This is a genomic window from Palleronia pontilimi, assembly GCF_016412875.1.
GTDB classification, from domain to species: domain Bacteria; phylum Pseudomonadota; class Alphaproteobacteria; order Rhodobacterales; family Rhodobacteraceae; genus Palleronia; species Palleronia pontilimi.
Genome location: NZ_JAEKPD010000005.1, coordinates 45229 through 65716, shown reverse-complemented (window position 1 = coordinate 65716; position 20488 = coordinate 45229). Strand labels below are relative to the sequence as shown.

Annotated in this window: 21 protein-coding genes; 15 read left to right on the top strand and 6 right to left on the bottom strand. The window is 67.5% G+C overall.

The features are described from left to right. The first annotated feature begins 1 nt into the window (after position 1). A complete protein-coding gene (locus ILP92_RS05530) occupies positions 2-382 on the top strand; it encodes an HIT domain-containing protein (protein ID WP_198915378.1) in 381 nt (126 codons plus the stop codon). Here ILP92_RS05530 and ILP92_RS05525 read toward each other — a convergent pair. Continuing rightward, complete coding sequence (locus tag ILP92_RS05525) at positions 379-765, bottom strand: SpoIIAA family protein (protein WP_198915377.1); 387 nt, start codon at positions 763-765, stop codon at positions 379-381. The two genes, ILP92_RS05530 and ILP92_RS05525, sit on opposite strands and share 4 nt — an antisense overlap. A 129-nt stretch (positions 766-894) precedes the next feature. After that, positions 895-1842, bottom strand: a complete 948-nt coding sequence (locus ILP92_RS05520) for an ABC transporter ATP-binding protein (protein WP_198915376.1) — start codon at positions 1840-1842, stop codon at positions 895-897. A gap of 96 nt (positions 1843-1938) precedes the next feature. Between ILP92_RS05520 and ILP92_RS05515 the strand changes: the two genes are divergently transcribed. The 5 genes from ILP92_RS05515 (at position 1939) to ILP92_RS05495 (ending at position 6705) form a co-directional block, all read left to right on the top strand. Next, positions 1939-2154: a zinc-finger domain-containing protein gene (locus ILP92_RS05515; protein WP_198915375.1), complete on the top strand. Its 216-nt coding sequence runs from the start codon at positions 1939-1941 to the stop codon at positions 2152-2154. A 68-nt stretch (positions 2155-2222) separates the two neighbouring features. Continuing rightward, a complete protein-coding gene (locus ILP92_RS05510) occupies positions 2223-2669 on the top strand; it encodes a hypothetical protein (RefSeq protein ID WP_198915374.1) in 447 nt (148 codons plus the stop codon). 90 nt (positions 2670-2759) lie between these two features. Further along, positions 2760-3239, top strand: a complete 480-nt coding sequence (locus ILP92_RS05505) for a hypothetical protein (RefSeq protein ID WP_198915373.1) — start codon at positions 2760-2762, stop codon at positions 3237-3239. A 60-nt stretch (positions 3240-3299) separates the two neighbouring features. Beyond that, positions 3300-6095, top strand: a complete 2796-nt coding sequence (gene polA, locus ILP92_RS05500; RefSeq protein ID WP_198915372.1) for a DNA polymerase I — start codon at positions 3300-3302, stop codon at positions 6093-6095. A 76-nt stretch (positions 6096-6171) separates the two neighbouring features. After that, on the top strand, positions 6172-6705 hold the full coding sequence (locus ILP92_RS05495) for a pseudouridine synthase (RefSeq protein WP_198915371.1): 534 nt from the start codon (positions 6172-6174) through the stop codon (positions 6703-6705). A gap of 3 nt (positions 6706-6708) precedes the next feature. Here the strand turns inward: ILP92_RS05495 and ILP92_RS05490 are convergent, their stop codons facing one another. Beyond that, positions 6709-7056: a cupin domain-containing protein gene (locus ILP92_RS05490; RefSeq protein ID WP_198915370.1), complete on the bottom strand. Its 348-nt coding sequence runs from the start codon at positions 7054-7056 to the stop codon at positions 6709-6711. Positions 7057-7197: 141 nt separating this feature from the next. Here ILP92_RS05490 and ILP92_RS05485 point away from each other — a divergent pair, with 141 nt between their 5' ends. Together ILP92_RS05485 and ILP92_RS05480 are read left to right on the top strand one after the other, a co-directional pair. Continuing rightward, positions 7198-7725 carry a peroxiredoxin-like family protein gene (locus ILP92_RS05485; RefSeq protein WP_198915369.1) on the top strand — a complete coding sequence of 176 codons (528 nt, stop codon included), beginning with the start codon at positions 7198-7200 and terminating at the stop codon, positions 7723-7725. A gap of 85 nt (positions 7726-7810) precedes the next feature. Then, on the top strand, positions 7811-8671 hold the full coding sequence (locus tag ILP92_RS05480) for a cation diffusion facilitator family transporter (RefSeq protein WP_198915510.1): 861 nt from the start codon (positions 7811-7813) through the stop codon (positions 8669-8671). 47 nt (positions 8672-8718) lie between these two features. Here ILP92_RS05480 and ILP92_RS05475 read toward each other — a convergent pair whose 3' ends face one another. Continuing rightward, positions 8719-9306 (bottom strand): DUF1285 domain-containing protein, encoded by a 588-nt coding sequence (locus tag ILP92_RS05475; RefSeq protein WP_198915368.1) that lies wholly within the window; start codon positions 9304-9306, stop codon positions 8719-8721. A gap of 62 nt (positions 9307-9368) precedes the next feature. Here ILP92_RS05475 and ILP92_RS05470 point away from each other — a divergent pair, with 62 nt between their 5' ends. From ILP92_RS05470 to ILP92_RS05450, 5 genes are all read left to right on the top strand, one after another. Further along, positions 9369-10367 carry an AAA family ATPase gene (locus tag ILP92_RS05470; protein ID WP_198915367.1) on the top strand — a complete coding sequence of 333 codons (999 nt, stop codon included), beginning with the start codon at positions 9369-9371 and terminating at the stop codon, positions 10365-10367. Continuing rightward, complete coding sequence (locus ILP92_RS05465) at positions 10364-11236, top strand: DUF58 domain-containing protein (RefSeq protein ID WP_198915366.1); 873 nt, start codon at positions 10364-10366, stop codon at positions 11234-11236. Before ILP92_RS05470 ends, ILP92_RS05465 begins: the two co-directional genes overlap by 4 nt. Continuing rightward, a complete protein-coding gene (locus ILP92_RS05460; RefSeq protein ID WP_198915365.1) occupies positions 11236-14001 on the top strand; it encodes a DUF4159 domain-containing protein in 2766 nt (921 codons plus the stop codon). Before ILP92_RS05465 ends, ILP92_RS05460 begins: the two co-directional genes overlap by 1 nt. A gap of 75 nt (positions 14002-14076) precedes the next feature. Beyond that, positions 14077-16131, top strand: a complete 2055-nt coding sequence (locus ILP92_RS05455; RefSeq protein ID WP_198915364.1) for a hypothetical protein — start codon at positions 14077-14079, stop codon at positions 16129-16131. Between the two features lie 45 nt (positions 16132-16176). Then, positions 16177-16599 (top strand): hypothetical protein, encoded by a 423-nt coding sequence (locus tag ILP92_RS05450; protein WP_198915363.1) that lies wholly within the window; start codon positions 16177-16179, stop codon positions 16597-16599. A gap of 37 nt (positions 16600-16636) precedes the next feature. On the opposite strand, the gene ILP92_RS05445 is transcribed toward ILP92_RS05450, so the two are convergent. Together ILP92_RS05445 and ILP92_RS05440 are read right to left on the bottom strand one after the other, a co-directional pair. After that, positions 16637-16993, bottom strand: coding sequence for a hypothetical protein (locus ILP92_RS05445; RefSeq protein ID WP_198915362.1), 357 nt, complete (start codon positions 16991-16993; stop codon positions 16637-16639). 31 nt (positions 16994-17024) lie between these two features. Beyond that, on the bottom strand, positions 17025-17723 hold the full coding sequence (locus ILP92_RS05440; RefSeq protein WP_198915361.1) for a DUF599 domain-containing protein: 699 nt from the start codon (positions 17721-17723) through the stop codon (positions 17025-17027). A gap of 111 nt (positions 17724-17834) precedes the next feature. Between ILP92_RS05440 and ILP92_RS05435 the strand changes: the two genes are divergently transcribed. Beyond that, complete coding sequence (locus ILP92_RS05435; RefSeq protein ID WP_198915360.1) at positions 17835-19274, top strand: FAD-linked oxidase C-terminal domain-containing protein; 1440 nt, start codon at positions 17835-17837, stop codon at positions 19272-19274. Positions 19275-19329: 55 nt separating this feature from the next. Continuing rightward, on the top strand, positions 19330-20481 hold the full coding sequence (locus tag ILP92_RS05430; protein WP_235971133.1) for an FAD-binding protein: 1152 nt from the start codon (positions 19330-19332) through the stop codon (positions 20479-20481). Positions 20482-20488 lie beyond the last annotated feature (7 nt).

Below are 20488 nucleotides of genomic sequence, written 5' to 3'. Positions count from 1 at the left end.
CATGCCCTTCACCTATGACGACCAGAACGTGTTCGCCAAGATCCTGCGGGGCGAGATCCCGAACGATACCGTCGCCGAAACCCAGCACACGCTGGCCTTCAAGGACATAACACCGCAGGCGCCCGTGCATGTGCTCGTGATCCCGAAAGGCGCCTATGTCTGCCACGATGATTTCATGGCGAACGCTTCGGACGCCGAGATCGCCGATTTCAGCCGCCTCACCGCGCGGATCGTGACCGATCAGGGATTGAGCCCGGGCGCGGGCGGCAACGGCTACCGCGTCATTTCGAACGCAGGCGCCAACGGGGTCCAGGAAGTCCCCCACTACCACCTGCATATCCTTGGGGGCCGCCCGCTTGGGCGGATGCTGCCCAAGGGCTAGGCGCGCTGCGCGCCCAGGAAGGCCCAGGCCGCGTCTTCGTTGGCGGCATCGAAACTGCGGGCGTCGACCGGCAGCATCTTGCCGGACCATTCGACCGCTTGCTTTGCTGCGTCCGATCCGCCCACGACCGCGTAGCGCCGGACCTTGCCCAGCGCACGCACCCGGGATTTGAGCGTTTCCCAATCGAAACTCGCCCCCCTCTCGGCGCCGTCGTAGATGTCGAACATCAGCAACATCGACACGGTGTCATGCTTGTCGAACTGCGTGTTCATGTAATCGGCCATGGCCGACATGTCGTCGGCCGTGACTTCACCGATTATGTGGAAGGCGAAGACGTCCCGCTCGGTCGTCGGTGCCTCGCGAATGGTGGGGCGTATGAACATCCATAGCTCCGTTCGATCCTGCCGGACCTGACGGGGTGCAGGATGCACCGCCCGGCGGTCCGGTCTTTGTCGTGCTGCGGTCTTGCTTGTGGCTGCAGGGGAAAGCGCCCAGCGCGCAGCCCGGTTCCCTTACGCCGCGGACTTGTTGGCGCTGCGGGTCAGGTCGAGGAACACGTCTTCGAGATCGGGCTCTTCGATCGACACGTCCGCGATCTTCACCCCCGCCTCGCGCAGCGCCATCAGGATGTCGCCGGGCGAGGTCTTCGTCTTCGCATAATTGAACGCCAGGATGCCGCCCTCGCGCCGGTCCAGCGTGACCCCCTGGGGCAGGGCGACATCGGGGGGCGGCGTGCCCTCGGGCTGGATCACAAGAGTCTTGGTGTCGATGCGCCCGATCAGCTTCGGCGTCGTGTCGCGGACCAGCAATTCGCCGTGGTGCAGGATCGCGATCTCGTCGCACATCTGTTCGGCTTCTTCCAGGTAATGGGTGGTCAGGATGATCGTCATGCCCTCGTCGTTCAGCTTGCGCACGTTCGACCACAGCATCTGGCGCAGTTCGATATCGACGCCGGCGGTGGGCTCGTCCAGCACCAGGATGCGCGGATTGTGGACCAGCGCCTTGCCCAAAAGCAGCCGCCGCCGCATGCCACCCGACAGGTTGCGCGCGTAGGCGTCGCCCTTGTCGGTCAGGCCGATCATTTCCAGGATCTCGTCGGTGCGCCGTTCGGCCCGCGGCACGCCGTAAAGCCCGGCCTGCACATCCAGCGATCCGCGCGGCGTGAAGAACGGGTCCAGGTTCAGCTCTTGCGGCATGACGCCGATGGCCGCGCGGCTCTGGCGCGGGTTCACGTCCTGGTCGAAGCCCCAGATCTTCACGTGGCCCGCGGATTTCACCACCAGGCCCGCCAGCACGTTGATCAGCGTCGACTTGCCCGCGCCATTCGGTCCGAGCAGTCCGAAGATCGAGCCGCGCGGGATGTTCAGGTCCACGTCCTTCAGCGCAGTTTTCGGCGGCTCGGATCCGGACCCGGCATAGGTCTTGGTAAGGCCCGAAATCTCGATGGCGTTATCGGTCATTGTCCTGCGCTCCACTTGCCCCTCGGGCGGCGATGGCTATCATCATGCACCGACCTAGGCCCCGGCCCGCATGATCCAAGCCCCGAAGGAAATCCCATGTCCGAAAAACCTGTCGACCTTGAAGGCGATCTGCCCCCGACCGGGGCCTTCGACGCGCCCGAGGTTGAAGAAGTGACGACGATCCGGGTCAGTTGTGACGGCGGGATGACCCATCCGCGCGTCTGGCTGCAAATCCCGGAAGAACGCGGATGGGTGGAGTGTGGCTATTGCGACAAGCGTTTCGTCTTGAAGGATGGCGCGGGCGGCCACTGATCCGGATCGCTTTCGCGCTGGTCCTGACATTGATGCCCGCGGCCGGGGCAGGGCGGGATTATGGGCTGGTGCGCAACTACACGGGCCTGGCATTGGTCTTTCCGTTGCAGATCCGCACCGATCCCGGTCCGGACCTGTCAATTACGCTACGCGATCCTGCGACAGACCAGCCCGCCCTGACCGCCCGGCTGCGGGCCGGGCAATTCTTTCGCGTGCTGGTGCCTGCCGGGACCTATACGCTCGATGTCACCGCCGACACGCCGACCCCGAGCGCGTTCACCTATCCCGAACCGCTGAACTTCCAGATCGTGGGGCTGGGGCGGAAGATGGGGTACCTGATCGATCTGCGCGGTGACGGTCCGCCGACGGATCGGCCCATCGGCCTCTGCCAGACCTTCGACTACGACATCCACGACCTTGAGGCTTTGCGGGACTATTACCGTCTGCCCCTGGGGGATCCCGATCGCCCGGAATGGCCCCCGTCACGCGAAACACGGGACCGCTTCTGCGACTGACCGGCAGCGGCGATTCCTGATTGCCGCACTCGGGCCATATTCGATCTGCAGAGTTGAAACCGTTTCGCACCGTTATTTTGGGAGGGTGGAATGAACCATGCAGAAATTCCCGGCGGCGGTTTCCGGATCGGATACCTGGCGGTCGGCACCGGCGCCCTGGCGCTGATCCTGGCCATGGTCCACATCTTTGGCGGTCCGTTCACGCCCCAGCAACCCGTCGGCGTGTCCATCGGTGAAATCGCGGGCGATATCCGCGCCTCGGCCTGGCGGGCGCTGACAGGCGCGCCGCAGCCCGAACCCGAGCCGCGGGGCTGGGACATCGACCGTATCCTGCTGCTGGCCGCGCCGGTGACCGGTGCCGTGGCGATCGTGCTGTCGGTCGTGTCGCTGATCCTGCGCGATCCGCCGCGTCTGGGCGCATACGGCACGATGATGGGCCTCTCGGCCATCGTGTTCCAGTTCGTCTGGTGGATCGTCGTGCTGATCGCGGCCGTGCTTTTGCTCGTGTCGATCATCGAGAATATGGGCGACATCTTCGGCGGTCTCTTCGGCGGGTTCTGGGGCGGCTGACGACTGGACTCCGACGCGCGCGCGGGCGATGACAGCGCGGCGCATCGACGGAGAACCCGCATGAGTTTCGGCAAAGGCCATCATCTGCACCTGGTCGACGGATCGGCCTTCATTTTCCGCGCCTACCACGCGCTGCCGCCGCTGACGCGCAAGTCCGACGGGCTGCCGGTGGGCGCGGTGTCGGGCTTCGTCAACATGATCTGGAAGATGATCGAGGACAACAAGGGCCCCGACGCGCCGACCCATGCGGCCGTGGTCTTCGACAAGGGCAGCCACACGTTCCGCAACGACATGTACGACAAGTACAAGGCGAACCGCGACGAGATGCCCGAGGATCTGCGCCCGCAGATCCCCCTGACGCGCGAGGCCACGCGCGCCTTCAACCTGGCCTGCCTGGAACAGGAGGGCTTCGAGGCCGACGACATCATCGCCACGCTGGCCTGCCGCGCGCGCGAGGCGGGCGGGCGGGTCACCATCATCAGTTCCGACAAGGACCTGATGCAGCTGGTGGGCGGCGGGGTCGAGATGTACGACGCCATGAAGAACGCGCGCATCGACGCCGACGGCGTGCGCGACAAGTTTGGCGTCGATCCCGAACGCGTCGTCGACGTGCAGGCGCTGGCCGGCGACAGCGTCGACAACATCCCCGGCGCGCCCGGCATCGGCATCAAGACCGCCGCGCTGCTGATCAACGAGTTCGGCACGCTCGAGGACTTGCTGGCGCGCACCGACGAAGTGCCCCAGCCCAAGCGGCGCCAGACGCTGATCGACAATGCCGACCAGATCAGGCTGTCCAAACGGCTTGTCCAGCTCGATTGTGACATGGATCTGGACTACGATCTGGACAGTCTCGAGGTCAAAGAACCGATCGCTGACGATTTGCTGGGCTTTTTGACTGACATGGAGTTCCGCACCATCGTCAAGCGCGTGTCGGACGGGCTGGGCGTGGATGCGCCCGTGATCACGGACACGACCCCGCAAGGCTCCGACCCGGTCGATGACGCCAAACAGGTCGCGTTTCCGGATGCCTATGATTGGGTGAAGGTCACCGACACCCTGAAAGACTGGATCGCCCGTGCCCACGCGCGCGGCTACGTCGCGGTGGACACCGAAACCACGTCGCTGAACGAAATGCAGGCGCTTTTGGTGGGTGTGTCGCTTTGCATCGACCCGGGCGAGGCGTGCTATATCCCGCTGGGCCACAAGGAAAACGCCGAGGCCGATCTTTTTGCCACCGACGCGCTGGCCGAGGGGCAGATCCCCTTCGACGAGGCCATGGCCCTTCTTAAGCCGCTGCTGGAAGATCCGTCGGTGATGAAGATCCTGCAGAACGCCAAGTACGACTGCAAGGTGCTGGCTCGGTTGGGTGTGCAGGTGGCACCCGTCGACGACACCATGCTTATGAGCTACGCCATGAACGCGGGCCTGCACGGGCACGGCATGGACACGCTGAGCGAGCGTTACCTGGGCCACGCGCCGATCCCGATCAAGGAGCTGATCGGCAGCGGCAAAAGCCAGATCACCTTCGACAAGGTGAATGTCGAAAAAGCTGTCAAATACGCCGCCGAAGACGCCGATATCACCCTTCGATTGTGGCATTTGTTCAAGCCGCAGCTGCACCGCTCCAAGGTCACGACGGTTTACGAAACGCTCGAGCGGCCCCTGATCCCGGTGCTGGCGCGGATGGAAATGGCGGGCGTGCAGGTGGACCGTGACGTGCTGAGCCGCATGTCGGGCGCCTTCGCGCAGAAGATGGCCGGGCTCGAGGACGAGATCCGCGAGCTCGCGGGCGCGGATTTCAAGGTCTCGAGCCCCAAGCAACTGGGCGAGATCCTATTCGACAAGCTGGGCCTGCCGGGCGGCAAGAAGACCAAGACCGGTGCCTACCAGACCGGCGCGGACATCCTGGAGGATCTGGCGACCGAGCACGAATTGCCCGGCCTGATCCTGGACTGGCGGCAGGTCAGCAAGCTGAAATCGACCTATACCGACGCGCTGCAGGACCATATCGACCTAGAGACGGGCCGCGTGCACACGTCATACTCGATCGCGGGGGCGAACACGGGTCGCCTGGCCTCGACCGATCCGAACCTGCAGAACATCCCGATCCGCACCGAGGAGGGCCGCCGCATCCGCGAGGCGTTCGTGGCCCCCCAGGGCCGGACGCTGGTGGCGCTGGATTACAGCCAGATCGAGCTGCGGATCCTGGCCCATATCGCCGGGATCGACGAGCTGAAACAGGCCTTCAAGGACGGCCAGGACATCCACGCGCTGACGGCGTCCGAGATGTTCGACGTGCCGCTGGACGAGATGACGCCCGAGATCCGGCGCAAGGCCAAGGCGATCAATTTCGGTGTGATCTACGGGATCTCGGGCTTCGGCCTGGCGCGCAACCTGCGGATCCCCCGCGACGAGGCGCAGGGCTTCATCGACCGCTATTTCGAACGCTTCCCGGGCATCCGCGCCTACATGGACGAGACAGTCAAGTTCGCCAAGGACCACGGCTTCGTGCAGACGCTGTTCGGGCGCCGGATCAACACGCCCGACATCAACGCCAAGGGTCCCGGCGCGGGTTTCGCCAAGCGCGCGGCCATCAACGCGCCGATCCAGGGCACCGCCGCCGACGTCATCCGCCGCGCCATGATCCGCATGGAAGACGCCATCGCGGACCTGCCCGCCACCATGCTGCTGCAGGTCCACGACGAATTGCTGTTCGAGGTGGACGAGGGATCCGAGGACGCGCTGATCGCCGCTGCGCGCGAGGTGATGGAGGGCGCATCGCTTCCGGCCGTCCACCTGAGCGTGCCGCTGGAAGTCGATGCGGGTCAGGGGGCGAACTGGGCGCAGGCGCATTGAGGTTGCCCGCGGGCTTTCCCGGCGTCGTGCGAATGCCTTGGAACTCCGGGTTCGCAGGGAGCCGGAACGTCCCGCGATGCTGATCGCGCTGGACAAGCCCATGAACCGGCTGAGCCAGTTCACCGACGAAGGGCGCTGGTCGGGCCTGTCGGGATTGGGGCTGCCCAACGGCGTTTACGCCGCCGGTCGGCTGGATCGCGACAGCGAGGGCTTGCTGCTTCTGACCGATGACGGTCGCTTGCAGGCGCGGATCACCTCGGGGGCGTTCGCGAAGACTTACCTTGTCCAGGTCGAAGGTGTGATCGACGCCCCGGCGCTTGCCGCGCTGCGCGAAGGTGTTCGTTTGAAGGACGGACCCACCAAACCCGCCGAAGCCGAAGCGATCGCCCCGCCCGATCTGTGGCCGCGCGATCCCCCCGTGCGCGTTCGCAAGACCGTGCCCGACAGCTGGCTGCGCCTCTCGATCCGCGAAGGCCGCAACCGGCAGGTCCGGCGCATGTGCGCCCATGTGGGCTTTCCGTGTCTGCGGCTCGTGCGGTGGCAGATCGGACCGGTCCCGCTGGGGGATCTTGCGCCCGGCGCGTGGCGCGACGTGACCGGCGCGATCTGAAACCTAGTCCTCGAGATCTTCCTGGATCCAGTCGGCGCTCAGGTGGATATCGGTCGTCTCGAGCCTGTCCGGCCCGAGGTTCCTGAAGGCATGCGCCACGCCCGCCTGCGCAAGCAGAACATCGCCCGCCACGGCTTCGATGGTGTCGTCTGCGAGCGTGAACAGGGCGCGGCCGCGCCGGACGATGAAAACCTCGTCATAGGGGTGGCGATGCAGGCCCGGGCCCGCCCCGACCTCGTCGGAACTGAAGAACAGCACCGTCACGTCGGTGCCCAGGTCCTGTCCGCTGATATGCCCTTTCCACAGATCGGGATCGCTGGCCCAATCGTTACGCGAAAACTTCTTGGCCATGCTGCACCTCCATTCACGGCGCCGTGCCCTGCAATGGGGAGCGTAGTGCGCGTCGATCCGCTGACCACGGCACTACGCCCGGGGGAACCGAACGCGGTTTGCGACGCTGACCCCGGAACCAAGCATTACAGGAGCATCCCCATGCCCACGACACCCATGCCCGGACAGACCGCGCCTACTTTGAACCTGCCGCTCATCATTGGCACGCGTTGGGAGCTGTCCGAACAATCGCCGGACAGTTTCACGCAGATCATCGTCTATCGTGGCCTGCATTGCCCGGTCTGCAAGGAATATCTCGGCCAGATGCGCAAGCTCTACGACGATTTCTTGGCCAAGGGGGTCGAGACCATTCACGTCTCGATGGACACCGAAGAGCGGGCGCGTGAGGCGCATGAGGATTGGGGCCTTGACCCGATCCCCATGGCCTACGGGCTGAGCGAGCAGCAGGCGCGCGACTGGGGCCTCTATATCTCCGAATCGATCAAGGACGAGGAAGCGCAGGTCTTCGCCGAGCCCGCCGTGTTCTGGGTGCGTCCCGACGGGGAGCTGTACCTCGCCAACGTCTCGAATTCGCCCTTCGCGCGGCCCGACCTGGAATTCCTGCTGGACAAGGTCGATTTCATCGTCGAGCAGGCCTATCCTGCCCGCGGAACCCGGCGCGCCGCCTGATCCCTTGTGACGGGGCGCGGGCACCGGGCCGTCGCCCTGGCGCGCCACGGAAGGGGTCAATGCCTTGCCGCACGATCACGGCCATATGGATCCCAAGGTCGGTGACGCCCGCATGGCGGGCGCCGTCGCGATCAACCTCGGGCTGACCGTGGCGCAGGTGATCGGCGGCGTGCTGTCGGGCTCGCTCGCGCTGATCGCCGATGCGCTGCACAACTTCTCGGACGCGCTGTCGCTGATCATCGCCTTCGCGGCCCGCCGGATCGCCCGCAAGCCCGCCGACGATACCATGACCTTCGGCTACGGAAGGGCCGAAGTGGTGGCGGCCTTGGTCAATTACACCACGCTGATCATGCTGGGCCTGTTCCTGATCTACGAGGGCGTCACCCGCCTTTTCGATCCACCAAGCATCGACGGCTGGATCGTGGTCGTGCTCGCATCGATCGCGCTGGCGGTGGACCTTGTGACCGCCGCGCTGACCTACGCCATGTCGAAGAGGTCGATGAATATCCGCGCGGCGTTCCTGCACAACGTGGCCGACGCGCTGGGCTCGGTCGCGGTGATCCTGGCGGGCACGCTGGTGCTGTTGTACGATTGGCGGCTGATCGACCCCATCGTGACCATCGGGATCGCCGGATATATCCTGTGGCACGGCGCGGCCGAGATCGGGCCGACGATCCGGCTGCTGATGCTGGGTGCGCCGCTGACGATCGAGACCGAGGACGTGCGGCAGGCAATCGCAGGTGTGGGTGGCGTGCAATCGGTCGAGCATCTGCACCTGTGGCAGATCGACGAGCACCGCGTTTCGGTCGAGGCGCGACTGGTGCCCCGGGCCGGCACCGAGTTTCCGCCGCTCTGCCGCGAGGTGAAAGACATGCTGCGCGCGCGTTTCGACATCACCCACGCGACCTTCGAGCCGCGTTCGGCTGACAGCACGGGCGCGCCGTGAAGGATTCGCGGGTGGTCTGAAGACAGGGCAGGGCCGTGGCCCGGGCGCTAGGGCAGCTCGGCGGCCGGGATGACGGGAAAGAACTGTCCGCCCGAGCGCAGACCGAACCACTCGGCCCCGTCGTGGGGCGCGACCTCGCCGATGTCGACCAGGCGATAGAAGCTCTTGCGGTCGATCAGCGCCTCGAGGTTGCGGCGCACCAGGATGTAGGGCGACGGCTCGCCCGTGGCGGCGTCGCGCTCGACCCGGATCGGGTGCTCGGCATCGGCGCGCACCGTGTCGCCGACATTGGTGGTGAAGACCAGATCGTCGTCGTCGCGCGCGAAGTCCACCGCAACGAACGGCGCGTCTTCGACCTTGATGCCCAATTTTTCCACAGGGGTGACCAGAAAGTAATCGTCGCCCTCGCGTTTCAGGATGGTCGAGAAGAGCTTGACCAATTTCGGCCTGCCGATGGGCGTGCCTTCGTGAATCCAGGTGCCGTCGCGCTGAATGACCAGGTCCATTTCGCCGCAATAGTCGGGATTCCAGTCCTCGACCGGCGGAAGACCGCGCGGTGCGGCGCGGCGGACCTGCGCTTCGATGCTGCCCGCGTCGGGGATCACGGGCTTTTGTCCTGTGTGCTCTTTTGTCATTTGTGCCTGCCGCAATAGGTCTGCATCATGCAATTCAACCTAGCCCGGCGAAGGACTTTGTCATGACGGACCCCATTCTGGACGAGATCGACACGCTGGGCGCCAAACTTGCCGACGCGCGCGACTCGATCACCAAGCGGTTCATCGGCCAGACCCGCGTGGTCGATCTGGTGCTGTCGACACTGCTGTGCGGTGGACACGGTCTGCTGATCGGCCTGCCGGGTCTGGGCAAGACGCGGCTGGTGGAGACGCTGTCCACGGTGATGGGCCTGGACGGCAAGCGCGTGCAGTTCACCCCCGACCTGATGCCCGCCGATATCCTTGGCTCGGAAGTGCTGGAAACCGGCAAGGACGGCAGCAGGGCGTTCAAGTTCATCGAGGGGCCGGTCTTCTGCCAGCTTCTGATGGCCGACGAGATCAACCGCGCGTCCCCGCGCACCCAGTCCGCGCTGCTTCAGGCGATGCAGGAGAAGTCTGTGACCGTCGCGGGTCAGGCCCACGCTCTCGACAAGCCGTTCCACGTTCTGGCCACCCAGAACCCGATCGAGCAGGAAGGCACCTATCCGCTGCCCGAAGCGCAGCTGGACCGGTTCCTGGTTCAGATCGACGTGCCCTATCCGGACCGCGGCACCGAGCGTGATATCCTTCTGGCCACCACCGGGGCCGAGGAAGCCGAATCCCACGGCGTCTTCACCGCAAAAGAGCTGATCGCCGCGCAATCCCTGCTGCGCCGGATGCCCGTGGGTGACGCCGTGGTCGAGATGATCCTGGACCTGGTGCGCGCCTGCCGCCCCGAGGACGACACCGCCCCGCAGCCCGTGCGCGACCACGTGGGCTGGGGTCCGGGGCCGCGTGCGGCACAGGCGCTCATGCTGACGGTGCGGGCCGCGGCGCTGCTCGACGGCAGGCTGGCCCCCAACGCCGAGGACGTGGCGGATATGGCGGTGCCCGTTCTGAGCCACCGCATGGCGCTGAGCTTCGCCGCGCGCGCCCGGGGCGAGACGCTCGAGCATGTCATCGCGCAAGTGGTCGACGCCAAGACCCGGGCGCAGGCCGCGTGAGCGACGCCGCCCTCCTACGCTCCCGCGCCGAACAGCTTGCCGCGCCGCTGCCCGCCCTTCTGGCGGGCGCGCAGCATCTGGCGCGTTCGGTCCTGCTGGGCAGCCACGGCCGCCGCAGGCCGGGGCAGGGGGACGAGTTCTGGCAGTATCGCCCCGTCGTCCAGGGCGACGAGGCGCGGATGGTGGATTGGCGCCGCTCGGGCCGGTCGGACGAGCAATTCGTGCGCCAGAAGGAATGGCAGGCGGCGCAGTCGGTCATGTTCTGGGTCGACCGCTCGCAATCCATGGGCTTCGCATCCGCCAATCTTGCGCCGAAGGGAAGTCGCGCGGCCGAGCTGGCCATGGCCATGGCAATCCTTTTGGGACATGGCGGCGAGCGTGTCGGCCTGTCGAACCACGATCTGCCCCCGCGCAGCGGCGCGTTGCAGCTTCTGCGCATGGCCCAGGCGCTCGAGGGCGACGACGACCATGCCGATTACGGTGCGCCCAACGCGCGCGAGATCCCGGCCCGCGCCCGCGCCGTGTTCCTGTCGGATTTCCTGGGCGACGTGACCCCGGTGGAAGGCGCCCTGACCATGGCCGCCGATCGCGGCGTCAGCGGCGTTCTGCTGCAGATCCTGGACCCGCAGGAAGAGGCTTTCCCCTTCGACGGGCGCACCATCTTCGAATCCATGGGCGGCACGCTCAGCCACGAAACGCTGAAGGCGGGCGATTTGCGGACCCGCTACCTGGACCGGCTGGCCGAGCGCAAGGCGCGCTTGCGCGATCTCTGCCGTGTCACCGGCTGGCAATACCACCTGCACCATACCGACCATTCGGCCAGCGCGGCGCTGCTCTGGCTTTATGGCGCGCTCGAGCGTGACCACTGATGTGGATCGTCGGTCCTATAGGGTTCACCGCGCCCTGGCTGCTGCTGGGGCTGCTGGCCCTGCCGATCCTTTGGATCCTGCTGCGCGCCGTGCCACCCGCGCCGATCCGGCGGCGGTTTCCGGGCGTGGCATTGCTGCTGGGCCTGCAGGATGACGAGCACCAGACCGACAAGACCCCCTGGTGGCTGTTGCTGCTGCGCGCCCTGGCCATCGCCGCGCTGATCCTGGGCTTTGCGGGTCCGGTGCTGAACCCGTCGGACCGCGAGGCGGGCAGCGGCCCGCTTTTGGTGCTGATGGATGGCACCTGGGCCGATGCGCGCGATTGGCCCGCGCGGCTCGAGCGGGTGGAACAGGCGCTTGACGAGGCCGCGCGCGATAATCGGCCCGTGGCCCTTGTGACCCTGACCGATCTGCCAGAGGGCGCGTTGCCGTTCCGCGCGGCCAGCGACTGGTTCGCGGTGCTTGCCGGACTGGCTCCGGCCGCGTGGCAGCCCCAGGACGCGGGGGCGTGGGCGGAGGGCCTGGAGACGTCTTTCGACACGATCTGGCTGTCGGACGGCACCTCCCAGAACTGGCGCGCGGATGTGCTGGCGGCGCTGGAGCAAAGGGGATCGGTCCGCGTGTTCCAATCGCCGCGTCCGGTTTTCGGCCTGCTGCCGCCGCGCTTCGAAGATGGGGCGATCCAGCTGGCCGCCCTGCGCGCCGCCGCGGGGTCGGAGCGCGAGGTGACCGTCACCGCGCATGGGCTGGATCCCAACGGTGTGGCCCGCGAATTGGCGCGCGAGACCATGCTTTTCGAGGACGGGCAGACCCGCGCCGAGCTGGCCCTGTCGCTGCCGCCCGAGCTGCGGAACCGGATCACGCGATTCCAGCTGGAAGGCGTGCGGTCGGCCGCGGCCGTGAGCCTGACCGACGACGCCCTGAAGCGCCGCGAAGTGGCGCTGATCGCGGGCCGGGACGACCGCGAGGGTCTGCAATTGCTGTCGCCCACCCATTACCTGGAACAGGCGCTGGCTCCGGTGGCCGACCTGCTGGGCGGGTCGCTGTCGGATGTGCTGCTGGCCAATCCCGACGTGATCGTGCTGGCCGATGTCGCGACGCTGCCCGACGCGCAGGTGCAGGCGCTGGAGGACTGGGTCACGGAAGGCGGCTTGCTGTTGCGCTTCGCGGGCCCGCGCCAAGCCGCCAGCGATATCAGCCGCGGGACCGAAGACGTGCTGATGCCCGTGCGCCTGCGGGCGGGCGGGCGCAGCGTCGGTGGCGCCATGAGCTGGGGCGAGCCCAAATCGCTGCGCGCCTTCGGCGAAGCGTCCCCCTTCCACGGACTCAGCGTTCCGCCCGATGTGACGGTCAGCGCGCAGGTCATGGCAGAGCCCGACCCGACGCTGGGCGACCGCACCATCGCGTCGCTGACCGATGGCACGCCGCTGGTCACGCGCAAGCGGATCGGGCAGGGCCAGGTGGTGCTGTTTCACGTCACCGCCAATGCCGAGTGGTCGTCGCTGCCGCTGTCGGGCCTATTCGTGTCGATGCTGGAGCGGCTGGCGGTGTCGACCCGTCCCGCGGCACCGTCGGTCGAGGATCTGGCGGGCACCACCTGGTCGATGGACGAGGTGCTGACGGCGTTCGGACAGGTCGAGGATGCGGGCATCCTGCCGGGCATCGCGGGCGAGGACCTGGCCGGTGCTCGGCCGTCGCCCGACACCCCGCCGGGTCTTTACGCCGGTGAAGACCGCCGGATCGCGCTGAACGTGTTGGATGCCGACGCCACGCTGGCCGCCGCGCAATGGCCCGCGCGGATCGCGGTCGAAGGAATGGGCGTGGTGCAGGAGCAGGACCTGAAGGGCTGGCTGCTGGCCGCGGCGCTGGCCGCGCTGGCGGTGGACGTGCTGGCGTCGCTCTGGCTGGCGGGACGGCTGACCGGTCCGCGCGCGGCCGCGGCGATGCTGGTGTTCGCCCTGGCGCTGCCCGTGGGCGAGGCGCGCGCGCAAGACGACCGCGAGCCGTTGGGCGATTTCGCCCTGGAGGCCACGACCGAAGTGGTCCTGGCCCATGTTCTGACCGCGGACGCGCGGCTTGACGACGTGGCGCGTGCCGGGCTCGAGGGTCTGTCGCGGACCCTGTTCGCGCGCACGTCGATCGAGCCCGCAGCGCCCATGGGCGTGAACCTCGAGACCGATGAGCTGGCGTTCTTTCCGTTTCTTTACTGGCCCATATCGCCGGATCAGCCGATCCCGTCGGACGCGGCCTATGCCAAGCTGAACACCTATCTGCGCGGTGGCGGCATGATCCTGTTCGACACGCGGGATGCGGATGTGGCCGGGTTCGGCGCGGCCACGCCCGCCGGTCGCAAGTTGCAGGAATTGGCGCGGCCCCTGGATATCCCCCCGCTCGAGGCGGTGCCCGCCGACCATGTGCTGACGCGCACGTTCTACCTGCTGCAGGACTTCCCAGGACGCCACGCGGGCCGCGACGTCTGGGTCGAGGCCGCGCCCCCCGACGCCGAAGCGGTGGAGGGGATGCCGTTCCGCAATCTCAACGACAACGTCACCCCGGTGGTGATCGGTGGAAACGACTGGGCGGCGGCCTGGGCCATCGACGATGCGGGCGGCCGGATGTTCCCGGTGGGCCGTGGCTTCGCGGGCGAGCGGCAGCGCGAGATCGCATATCGTTTTGGGATCAACCTGATCATGCACGTGCTGACGGGCAACTACAAATCCGACCAGGTGCACGTGCCCGCCTTGCTGGACCGGCTTGGGCAGTAGGACGGCTTCGGATGCGAGGGGCCAGCCCCTCGCGCTCCCCGGAGGTATTTTTGGAAAGATGAAGGGCAGGCAGCTTTGACCGGAAGCATCGTATTCGACCCCTTGGTGCCCGTGGTGGTGCTGGCCGTACTGGGCGGGCTGGTCGCGCTGATCGTCGTGCTGGCGATCTGGCGGGGCCTGGGCGGCTGGTGGTTGCGGGCGCTCGCCGGGCTGGCGGTTCTGGCGGCCCTGGCCGGTCCGTCCTTCCAGCGCGAGGACCGCGCCCCGCTCAGCGATATCGTGGTGGTGGTGGTGGACGAAAGCGCGTCGCAGGACCTGTCGGACCGCGCCGCGCAGGCCGAGGAAGCGCTGTCGCGGATCGAGGCCGAGGTGGCGGCGCTGGAGAACACCGAGCTGCGGGTGGTGCGCATGGGGGACGGTCCCGGCGACGAGGGCAGCCTGCTGATGACCGCGCTTGCCGACGCCGTGGCCGACGAGCCGCGGGCGCGGCTGGCGGGGGCGATCCTGATCTCGGACGGGCGGCTCCACGATGTCGAGCGGGCGCCCGACCTGCCCGCACCGCTGCACCTGCTTCTGACCGGTCAGCCCGACGATTGGGACCGCCGCCTGGCGATCCTGAGCGCGCCCGCCTTCGCGATCCTCGACGAAGAGGTCACGCTGAGCTTGCGGATCGAGGACCAGGGCGCCGTGCCCGCGGGCCAGGATGGCACCGCCGAGATCTCGATCGCGGTGGATGGCGGCGAGCCGGTCAACTTCACCGTGCCCGTGGGCCAGGACCTGGAGCTTCCCGTCACGCTGCCCCATGGCGGGCGCAACGTGATCCAGTTCTCGACCCCGCTGGCCGAGGGCGAGTTGACAGACCGCAACAACGCCGCGGTGGTGCAGATCAACGGCGTGCGCGACCGGTTGCGCGTCCTTCTGGTCAGCGGCGAGCCGCATCCGGGCGAGCGGACCTGGCGCAACCTGCTGAAGTCGGACAGCAGCGTCGACCTGGTGCATTTCACCATCCTGCGTCCGCCCGAAAAGCAGGATGGCGTGCCGGTGGACGAGCTGAGCCTGATCGCCTTTCCGACCCGCGAGCTGTTTCTCGACAAGATCGACGAGTTCGATCTGATCATCTTCGACCGCTACCAGCGGCGCGGCATCCTGCCCGCGCTTTACCTGGACAACGTGCGCCAATACGTCGAGGACGGCGGCGCCGTGCTGGTGGCCGCGGGCCCCGAATTCGCGACCGCCGCGTCGCTCTATCGCTCGCCCTTGGGTGAGATCCTGCCCGCCGCACCCACGAGCCGGGTGATCGAGGAGCCTTACCTGCCCGAACTGACGGACCTTGGGATGCGCCACCCGGTCACCCAGGGCCTGACCGGCGGCGGCGAAGATCCGACCTGGGGCCGCTGGCTACGCCAGATCGAGCTGGACGCCACGGGCGGGCAGGTGGCGATGACCGGCGTGAACGGAGCACCGCTGATGGTGCTCGACCGGGTCGGCGCGGGCCGTGTCGCCCTGCTGGGATCGGACCACGCGTGGCTATGGTCGCGGGGTTTCGACGGCGGCGGGCCGCAGCTGGAGCTTTTGCGGCGCCTTGCGCACTGGATGATGAAAGAGCCCGAGCTGGACGAAGAAGCGCTCGACGCGACGGCCGAGGGGCAGGAAATGACGATCACCCGCCGCACGCTGGGCGACAGCGTGGGCGAGCTGGAGCTGACGGCGCCCGATGGCACGGTGACGATGATCCCGCTGGACGAGGTGTCGCCCGGACGTTTCCAGACCACGATCACCGGGCCCGAGCTGGGTCTGTACAGGCTGCGCGAAGGCGACGAGGAAACGGTCATCGCGCTGGGCCCGAGCGCACCGCGGGAATTCGAGCAGACCGTGGCCGATGGCAGCCTGCTTGCGCCGCTGATCGAGGAACGCCGCGGCGGGATCCGCTCGATTTCCGACGGGCTGCCGGACTTGCGCCAAGTGCGCGAAGGACGTGCTGCGGCCGGACGCGGCTGGCTGGGTATCACGCCGCGCGCGGCCTACCTGACGGCGGATGTCACATCGCGCCCGATTCTGCCTGCCTGGGCGTGGCTGCTTCTGGCGGCGCTGCTGAGCGTCGGTGCATGGTTGCGCGAGGGGCGGCGATAGGATCGACTGCCCCCGCATGATCCGGGACGCCAAAGGGGGGCAACGATGCCGAGTGATGGGAATTCGCAGGACTGGCTGCAAGACGTGATCGTCTGCAACGACAGCCCGAGCTATGACACGCCGGGCGATGTGACGGTGTACCGCTCGGCCGAGGACCTGTGCATCGCCATCGAGCCGTGGAGGGTCGAGGGCGTCGGCCACATCCTGAACGGTCATGGCCAAAGAATCAGGCTGATGCTTCGCGACGAGGCCGTGCTGGCCGAGCTTGACGAGGGCGGCACAGCCGACCCCGAAACTCTGCGAAGCTGGCTGCGCCATGCCGCGCGGGCGGTGCACGCGGCGCGCGTCCACCGGGCAGAAGCGAAGGGCGGTTGGTTCAGCGCCCGCGCGGGGTTGGGTGCGCGCGAGGCGGAGGGCGTTCTGCCCGACACGATCGAAGGATTGCTTGCCTATATCCACCTTCGCTGAGGCGCGGATTGCGGCCGGGTCCCGCTGGTCTTCGCGTTCAGCGCAAGGACAAGGACAGCGTTTCGTCCGACCAGCCGCCGGGACGCGTGCGGGCGCGGATCATCACGGTGTCGACGCCCTCGGGGATCGCGACGCCCCTTTTCGCGCGGGTGAAGGGCTGCTCGGTGACGTGGGGATGGGCGAGAACGCGGCTTGCCAGAACGGTGCCGTCGGCCAGTTCGACCCGCCAGCCGTCGGCGTAATCCTCCCACCCGGTATCGGCGTGGCGCAGGGTAACCGATACGGTCCAGCCATCGCCCGATCGCTCGGCCTTGGCCCCTTCGATCCGTGCGGGATCGGCAAGCGCGGGCAGTGCAAAGGCAAGGGCAGCAGGGATGAGGATTCGGCAAATCATGAAGCGATGGATAGCACGCCCGCGGGGGATGTCAGAGCTTTCCCAACAGGATATCGCGCGGACGTGACCGGAATTCACGCGACCAGACGATCCAGTGGGTCAGCGCTGCCGTTCCCAGCAGGGCCACCGGTCCCAGCAGCCAGCCGAGCGCGCCGAGCGCGTAGTACATCGCCCTCAGACCGCGGTTAAAATTCCACGCCGCGCGGATGTTCAACTCGGCCGCCTGCCGCGCGCGGTCCGGTGCTTCGGGATCGTTCGGATCGTTCGGCACGCCCGCCATGACCACGGCGGAATACCCGAAAAGCCTGTTGGACCAGACGAACTTCAAGAAGGCCGCTGTCAGAAGTGCCGCCACCGGCGCCAGCTTCACCTGCCACAGCACCGGCGGCAGGTCGCGCTCGCCGAAGCCCTCGGCCACCGATTGCAGGTTGTCCGCGTTGCCCATCAGCGCCAGCGCGCCGCCGATGGCGATGACGCAGGTGGACGCGAAGAAGGCGGTGCTCTGGCGGATCGCCGACAGCACCTGCGCGTCGAAGATGCGCGGCTGTCGGGTCAGCATCTGCGCCATCCAGTCGCGGTTGTGCTGCATCATCAGGACCGTCACCGACGGCTTGCCCCGGGTGCGTTCCACGCGCCATCCGGTCAGCCACCACCCGGCCAGCAGGAACGCCATGGCGACGTAGTCGAGCGGTTGCAAAAGGCTCAGAAGCGGGGGAAGCATGGTCTGCATCAGTCCATCTAGCCGCCGTGGGGGCACGCTCGCAAGGCGGCTGCGGCGCGCCGTCCGCTTGCGCAAGCCGCGTGACCCCGCCATGTAGGGATTGCAGCAAGGAGATCCGCCATGGAGATGCCCGCCCCGAGCCCCACCATCCTGTCGCATAAAGCGCGGATCGTGCAGCGACTGCTGCAGGTCCTGCCCGAAGACGCGGTGATCCATGCGCCCGAAGAGACGCGCGCCTATGAATGCGACGCGCTGACGGCCTACAAGTGCCCGCCGCTGGCCGCGGTCCTGCCCGCGTCGACCGCCGAAGTGTCGGACGTGCTGCGGATCTGTTCCGAGGAAGGCGTTCCGGTGGTGCCCCGCGGGTCCGGCACGTCGCTGGCGGGCGGCGCGCTGCCCACGGCCGATTGCGTGATCCTGGGCGTGGCGCGGATGAACGACGTGCTCGAGACGAATTACGCGGATCGCTACATCCGGGTGCAGACCGGCCGCACGAACCTGAGCGTGACCGGCGCGGTTGAAGAGGACGGCTTCTTCTACGCCCCCGACCCGTCGTCGCAACTGGCCTGCGCCATAGCGGGCAATATCGGCATGAATTCGGGCGGGGCGCATTGCCTGAAATACGGCGTGACCACCAACAACCTGCTGGGCGTGACGCTGGTCCTGATGGACGGCACGGTGACCGAGATCGGCGGCGCGCATCTGGACGCGGGCGGCTACGACGTGCTGGGGGTGATCTGCGGGTCCGAGGGGCAGCTGGGCGTCGTGACCGAAGCCACGCTGCGCATTCTGCCCAAGCCCGAGGGCGCGCGGCCCGTGCTGATCGGGTTCGATTCGAATGAGGTGGCGGGCGCCTGCGTCAGCGACATCATCAAGGCGGGCGTGCTGCCTGTCGCAATCGAGTTCATGGATCGCCCCTGCATCCGCGCCACCGAGGCCTTCGCGGGCGCGGGCTATCCCGATTGCGAGGCGCTGCTGATCGTCGAGGTCGAAGGCTCGGACGCCGAGATCGACATGCAGCTGGGCGTCATCAGCCAGATCGCGCGGCGTCACGATCCGGTGGAGCTGCGCGAAAGCCAGTCCGCCGAGGAAAGCGCCCGCATCTGGCTGGGCCGCAAATCCGCCTTCGGGGCCATGGGCCAGATCAACGACTACATCTGCCTGGACGGCACGATCCCGGTGAGCGAGCTGCCGCGCGTGCTGGGCGGCATCAAGGATCTGTCCGCGCAGTACGGGCTGGACGTGGCCAACGTGTTTCACGCGGGCGACGGCAACATGCACCCGCTGATCCTGTTCGATGCCAACAAGGACGGTGACCTGGAAAAGGCCGAAGAAATGGGCGCGGACATCCTGCGGCTGTGTGTCGAGGTGGGCGGCTGCCTGACGGGCGAACATGGCGTGGGCGTCGAAAAGCGCGACCTGATGGAGGCGCAGTTTTCGCCCGCGGACCTGGAAGCGCAGCTGCGGGTGAAGGACGTGTTCGATCCCGCGTGGCTTTTGAACCCGGCGAAGGTGTTTCCGCTGTCGGTGACGGCGTCGCGACGGGTGGCGGCGGAGTAGGGGGCGCTGCCCCCGTCCGCTCTGCGGACTCCCCCGAGGTATTTGGAGACCAGTGATGGAACAGAACGGGGCCTTGACGCCCACGGACGAGCACGAACTTGCAGAGGCCGTGGCGGGGGCCGCCGGACCACTTCGCGTGCAAGGTGGCGGCACGCGGACGTATGCGCCCGTGGAAGGTGACACCCTGTCGGTCGCGGGGCTTTCGGGCATCACGCTTTACGAGCCGGGCGCGCTGACGTTGGTGGCGCGGGCGGGCACGCCGCTGGCCGATATCGAGGCAGCGCTTGCGGCCGAGAACCAGCGCCTTCCCTTCGAGCCTATGGATCACCGCGCAATCCTTGGCACCGAGGGAACGCCAACGATCGGCGGCGCGGTGGCGGTCAATGCCAGCGGCCCGCGCCGGATCGTGGCGGGGGCCTGCCGCGACAGCCTGATCGGTGTGCGCTTCGTGGATGGGACCGGCACGATCGTCAAGAATGGCGGGCGGGTGATGAAGAACGTCACCGGCTACGACCTCGTGAAACTGATGGCCGGTTCCCATGGCACCCTGGGCGTGTTGAGCGAGGTCAGCTTCAAGGTCCTGCCGGGGATCGAGACCACGGTCAGCCTGCGTCTTGACGGTCTGTCGCCCGAGCGCGCCGTCGCCGCCATGGCCGCGGCGCTGGGCTCGCCCTATGAGGTGTCGGGTGCGGCGCATGTGCCCGTGGGGCCGGATGGCGCGCCTGTGACCATGCTGCGGCTCGAAGGGTTCGAGGCATCTGTCGCCTACCGGTCCCAGAAGCTGCGCGCACTGCTGGAACCCTTTGGCGACGCACGGATCGACGAAATGGCGGGGCGCGAGGGTGGCACCGATCCGGGCTGGCGCTGGGTGCGCGATGCGGAAATGTTCGGGGGCGGCTCGGGCGCGCTCTGGCGGATTTCGGTCAAGCCCTCGGACGGGCCGCGCGTGGCGGCGGCGCTGCCGGATGGCAAGCTGCTGATGGACTGGGCGGGCGGTCTGATCTGGGCCGAGCTGGACGAAACCTTCGATGTGCGCGCGGCGCTAAGCGAGATTCCCGGTCACGCTACCCTGGTCCGCGCATCCGACACGGCCCGCGCGCGCTTCGGCACGTTCCACCCCGCGCCCGCACCCGTCGCGGCGATCAGCGACGGATTGCGCGCGAAGTTCGATCCGCGCGGCATCCTGAATCCCGGCCTGATGGGCTGATCCGAAA

What these genes read in the sequence shown, in the direction of transcription:
- ILP92_RS05460 (WP_198915365.1), top strand. Translation starts at nt 11,236, where the DNA reads ATGTGGATCGTCGGTCCTATAGGGTTCACCGCGCCCTGGCTGCTGCTG.
- ILP92_RS05520 (WP_198915376.1), bottom strand. Translation starts at nt 1,842, where the DNA reads ATGACCGATAACGCCATCGAGATTTCGGGCCTTACCAAGACCTATGCC.
- ILP92_RS05530 (WP_198915378.1), top strand. Translation starts at nt 2, where the DNA reads ATGCCCTTCACCTATGACGACCAGAACGTGTTCGCCAAGATCCTGCGG.
- ILP92_RS05435 (WP_198915360.1), top strand. Translation starts at nt 17,835, where the DNA reads ATGGAGATGCCCGCCCCGAGCCCCACCATCCTGTCGCATAAAGCGCGG.
- ILP92_RS05490 (WP_198915370.1), bottom strand. Translation starts at nt 7,056, where the DNA reads ATGGCCAAGAAGTTTTCGCGTAACGATTGGGCCAGCGATCCCGATCTG.
- polA (WP_198915372.1), top strand. Translation starts at nt 3,300, where the DNA reads ATGAGTTTCGGCAAAGGCCATCATCTGCACCTGGTCGACGGATCGGCC.
- ILP92_RS05485 (WP_198915369.1), top strand. Translation starts at nt 7,198, where the DNA reads ATGCCCACGACACCCATGCCCGGACAGACCGCGCCTACTTTGAACCTG.
- ILP92_RS05470 (WP_198915367.1), top strand. Translation starts at nt 9,369, where the DNA reads ATGACGGACCCCATTCTGGACGAGATCGACACGCTGGGCGCCAAACTT.
- ILP92_RS05430 (WP_235971133.1), top strand. Translation starts at nt 19,330, where the DNA reads ATGGAACAGAACGGGGCCTTGACGCCCACGGACGAGCACGAACTTGCA.
- ILP92_RS05515 (WP_198915375.1), top strand. Translation starts at nt 1,939, where the DNA reads ATGTCCGAAAAACCTGTCGACCTTGAAGGCGATCTGCCCCCGACCGGG.
- ILP92_RS05525 (WP_198915377.1), bottom strand. Translation starts at nt 765, where the DNA reads ATGTTCATACGCCCCACCATTCGCGAGGCACCGACGACCGAGCGGGAC.
- ILP92_RS05475 (WP_198915368.1), bottom strand. Translation starts at nt 9,306, where the DNA reads ATGACAAAAGAGCACACAGGACAAAAGCCCGTGATCCCCGACGCGGGC.
- ILP92_RS05505 (WP_198915373.1), top strand. Translation starts at nt 2,760, where the DNA reads ATGAACCATGCAGAAATTCCCGGCGGCGGTTTCCGGATCGGATACCTG.
- ILP92_RS05480 (WP_198915510.1), top strand. Translation starts at nt 7,811, where the DNA reads ATGGATCCCAAGGTCGGTGACGCCCGCATGGCGGGCGCCGTCGCGATC.
- ILP92_RS05440 (WP_198915361.1), bottom strand. Translation starts at nt 17,723, where the DNA reads ATGCAGACCATGCTTCCCCCGCTTCTGAGCCTTTTGCAACCGCTCGAC.
- ILP92_RS05495 (WP_198915371.1), top strand. Translation starts at nt 6,172, where the DNA reads ATGCTGATCGCGCTGGACAAGCCCATGAACCGGCTGAGCCAGTTCACC.
- ILP92_RS05445 (WP_198915362.1), bottom strand. Translation starts at nt 16,993, where the DNA reads ATGATTTGCCGAATCCTCATCCCTGCTGCCCTTGCCTTTGCACTGCCC.
- ILP92_RS05450 (WP_198915363.1), top strand. Translation starts at nt 16,177, where the DNA reads ATGCCGAGTGATGGGAATTCGCAGGACTGGCTGCAAGACGTGATCGTC.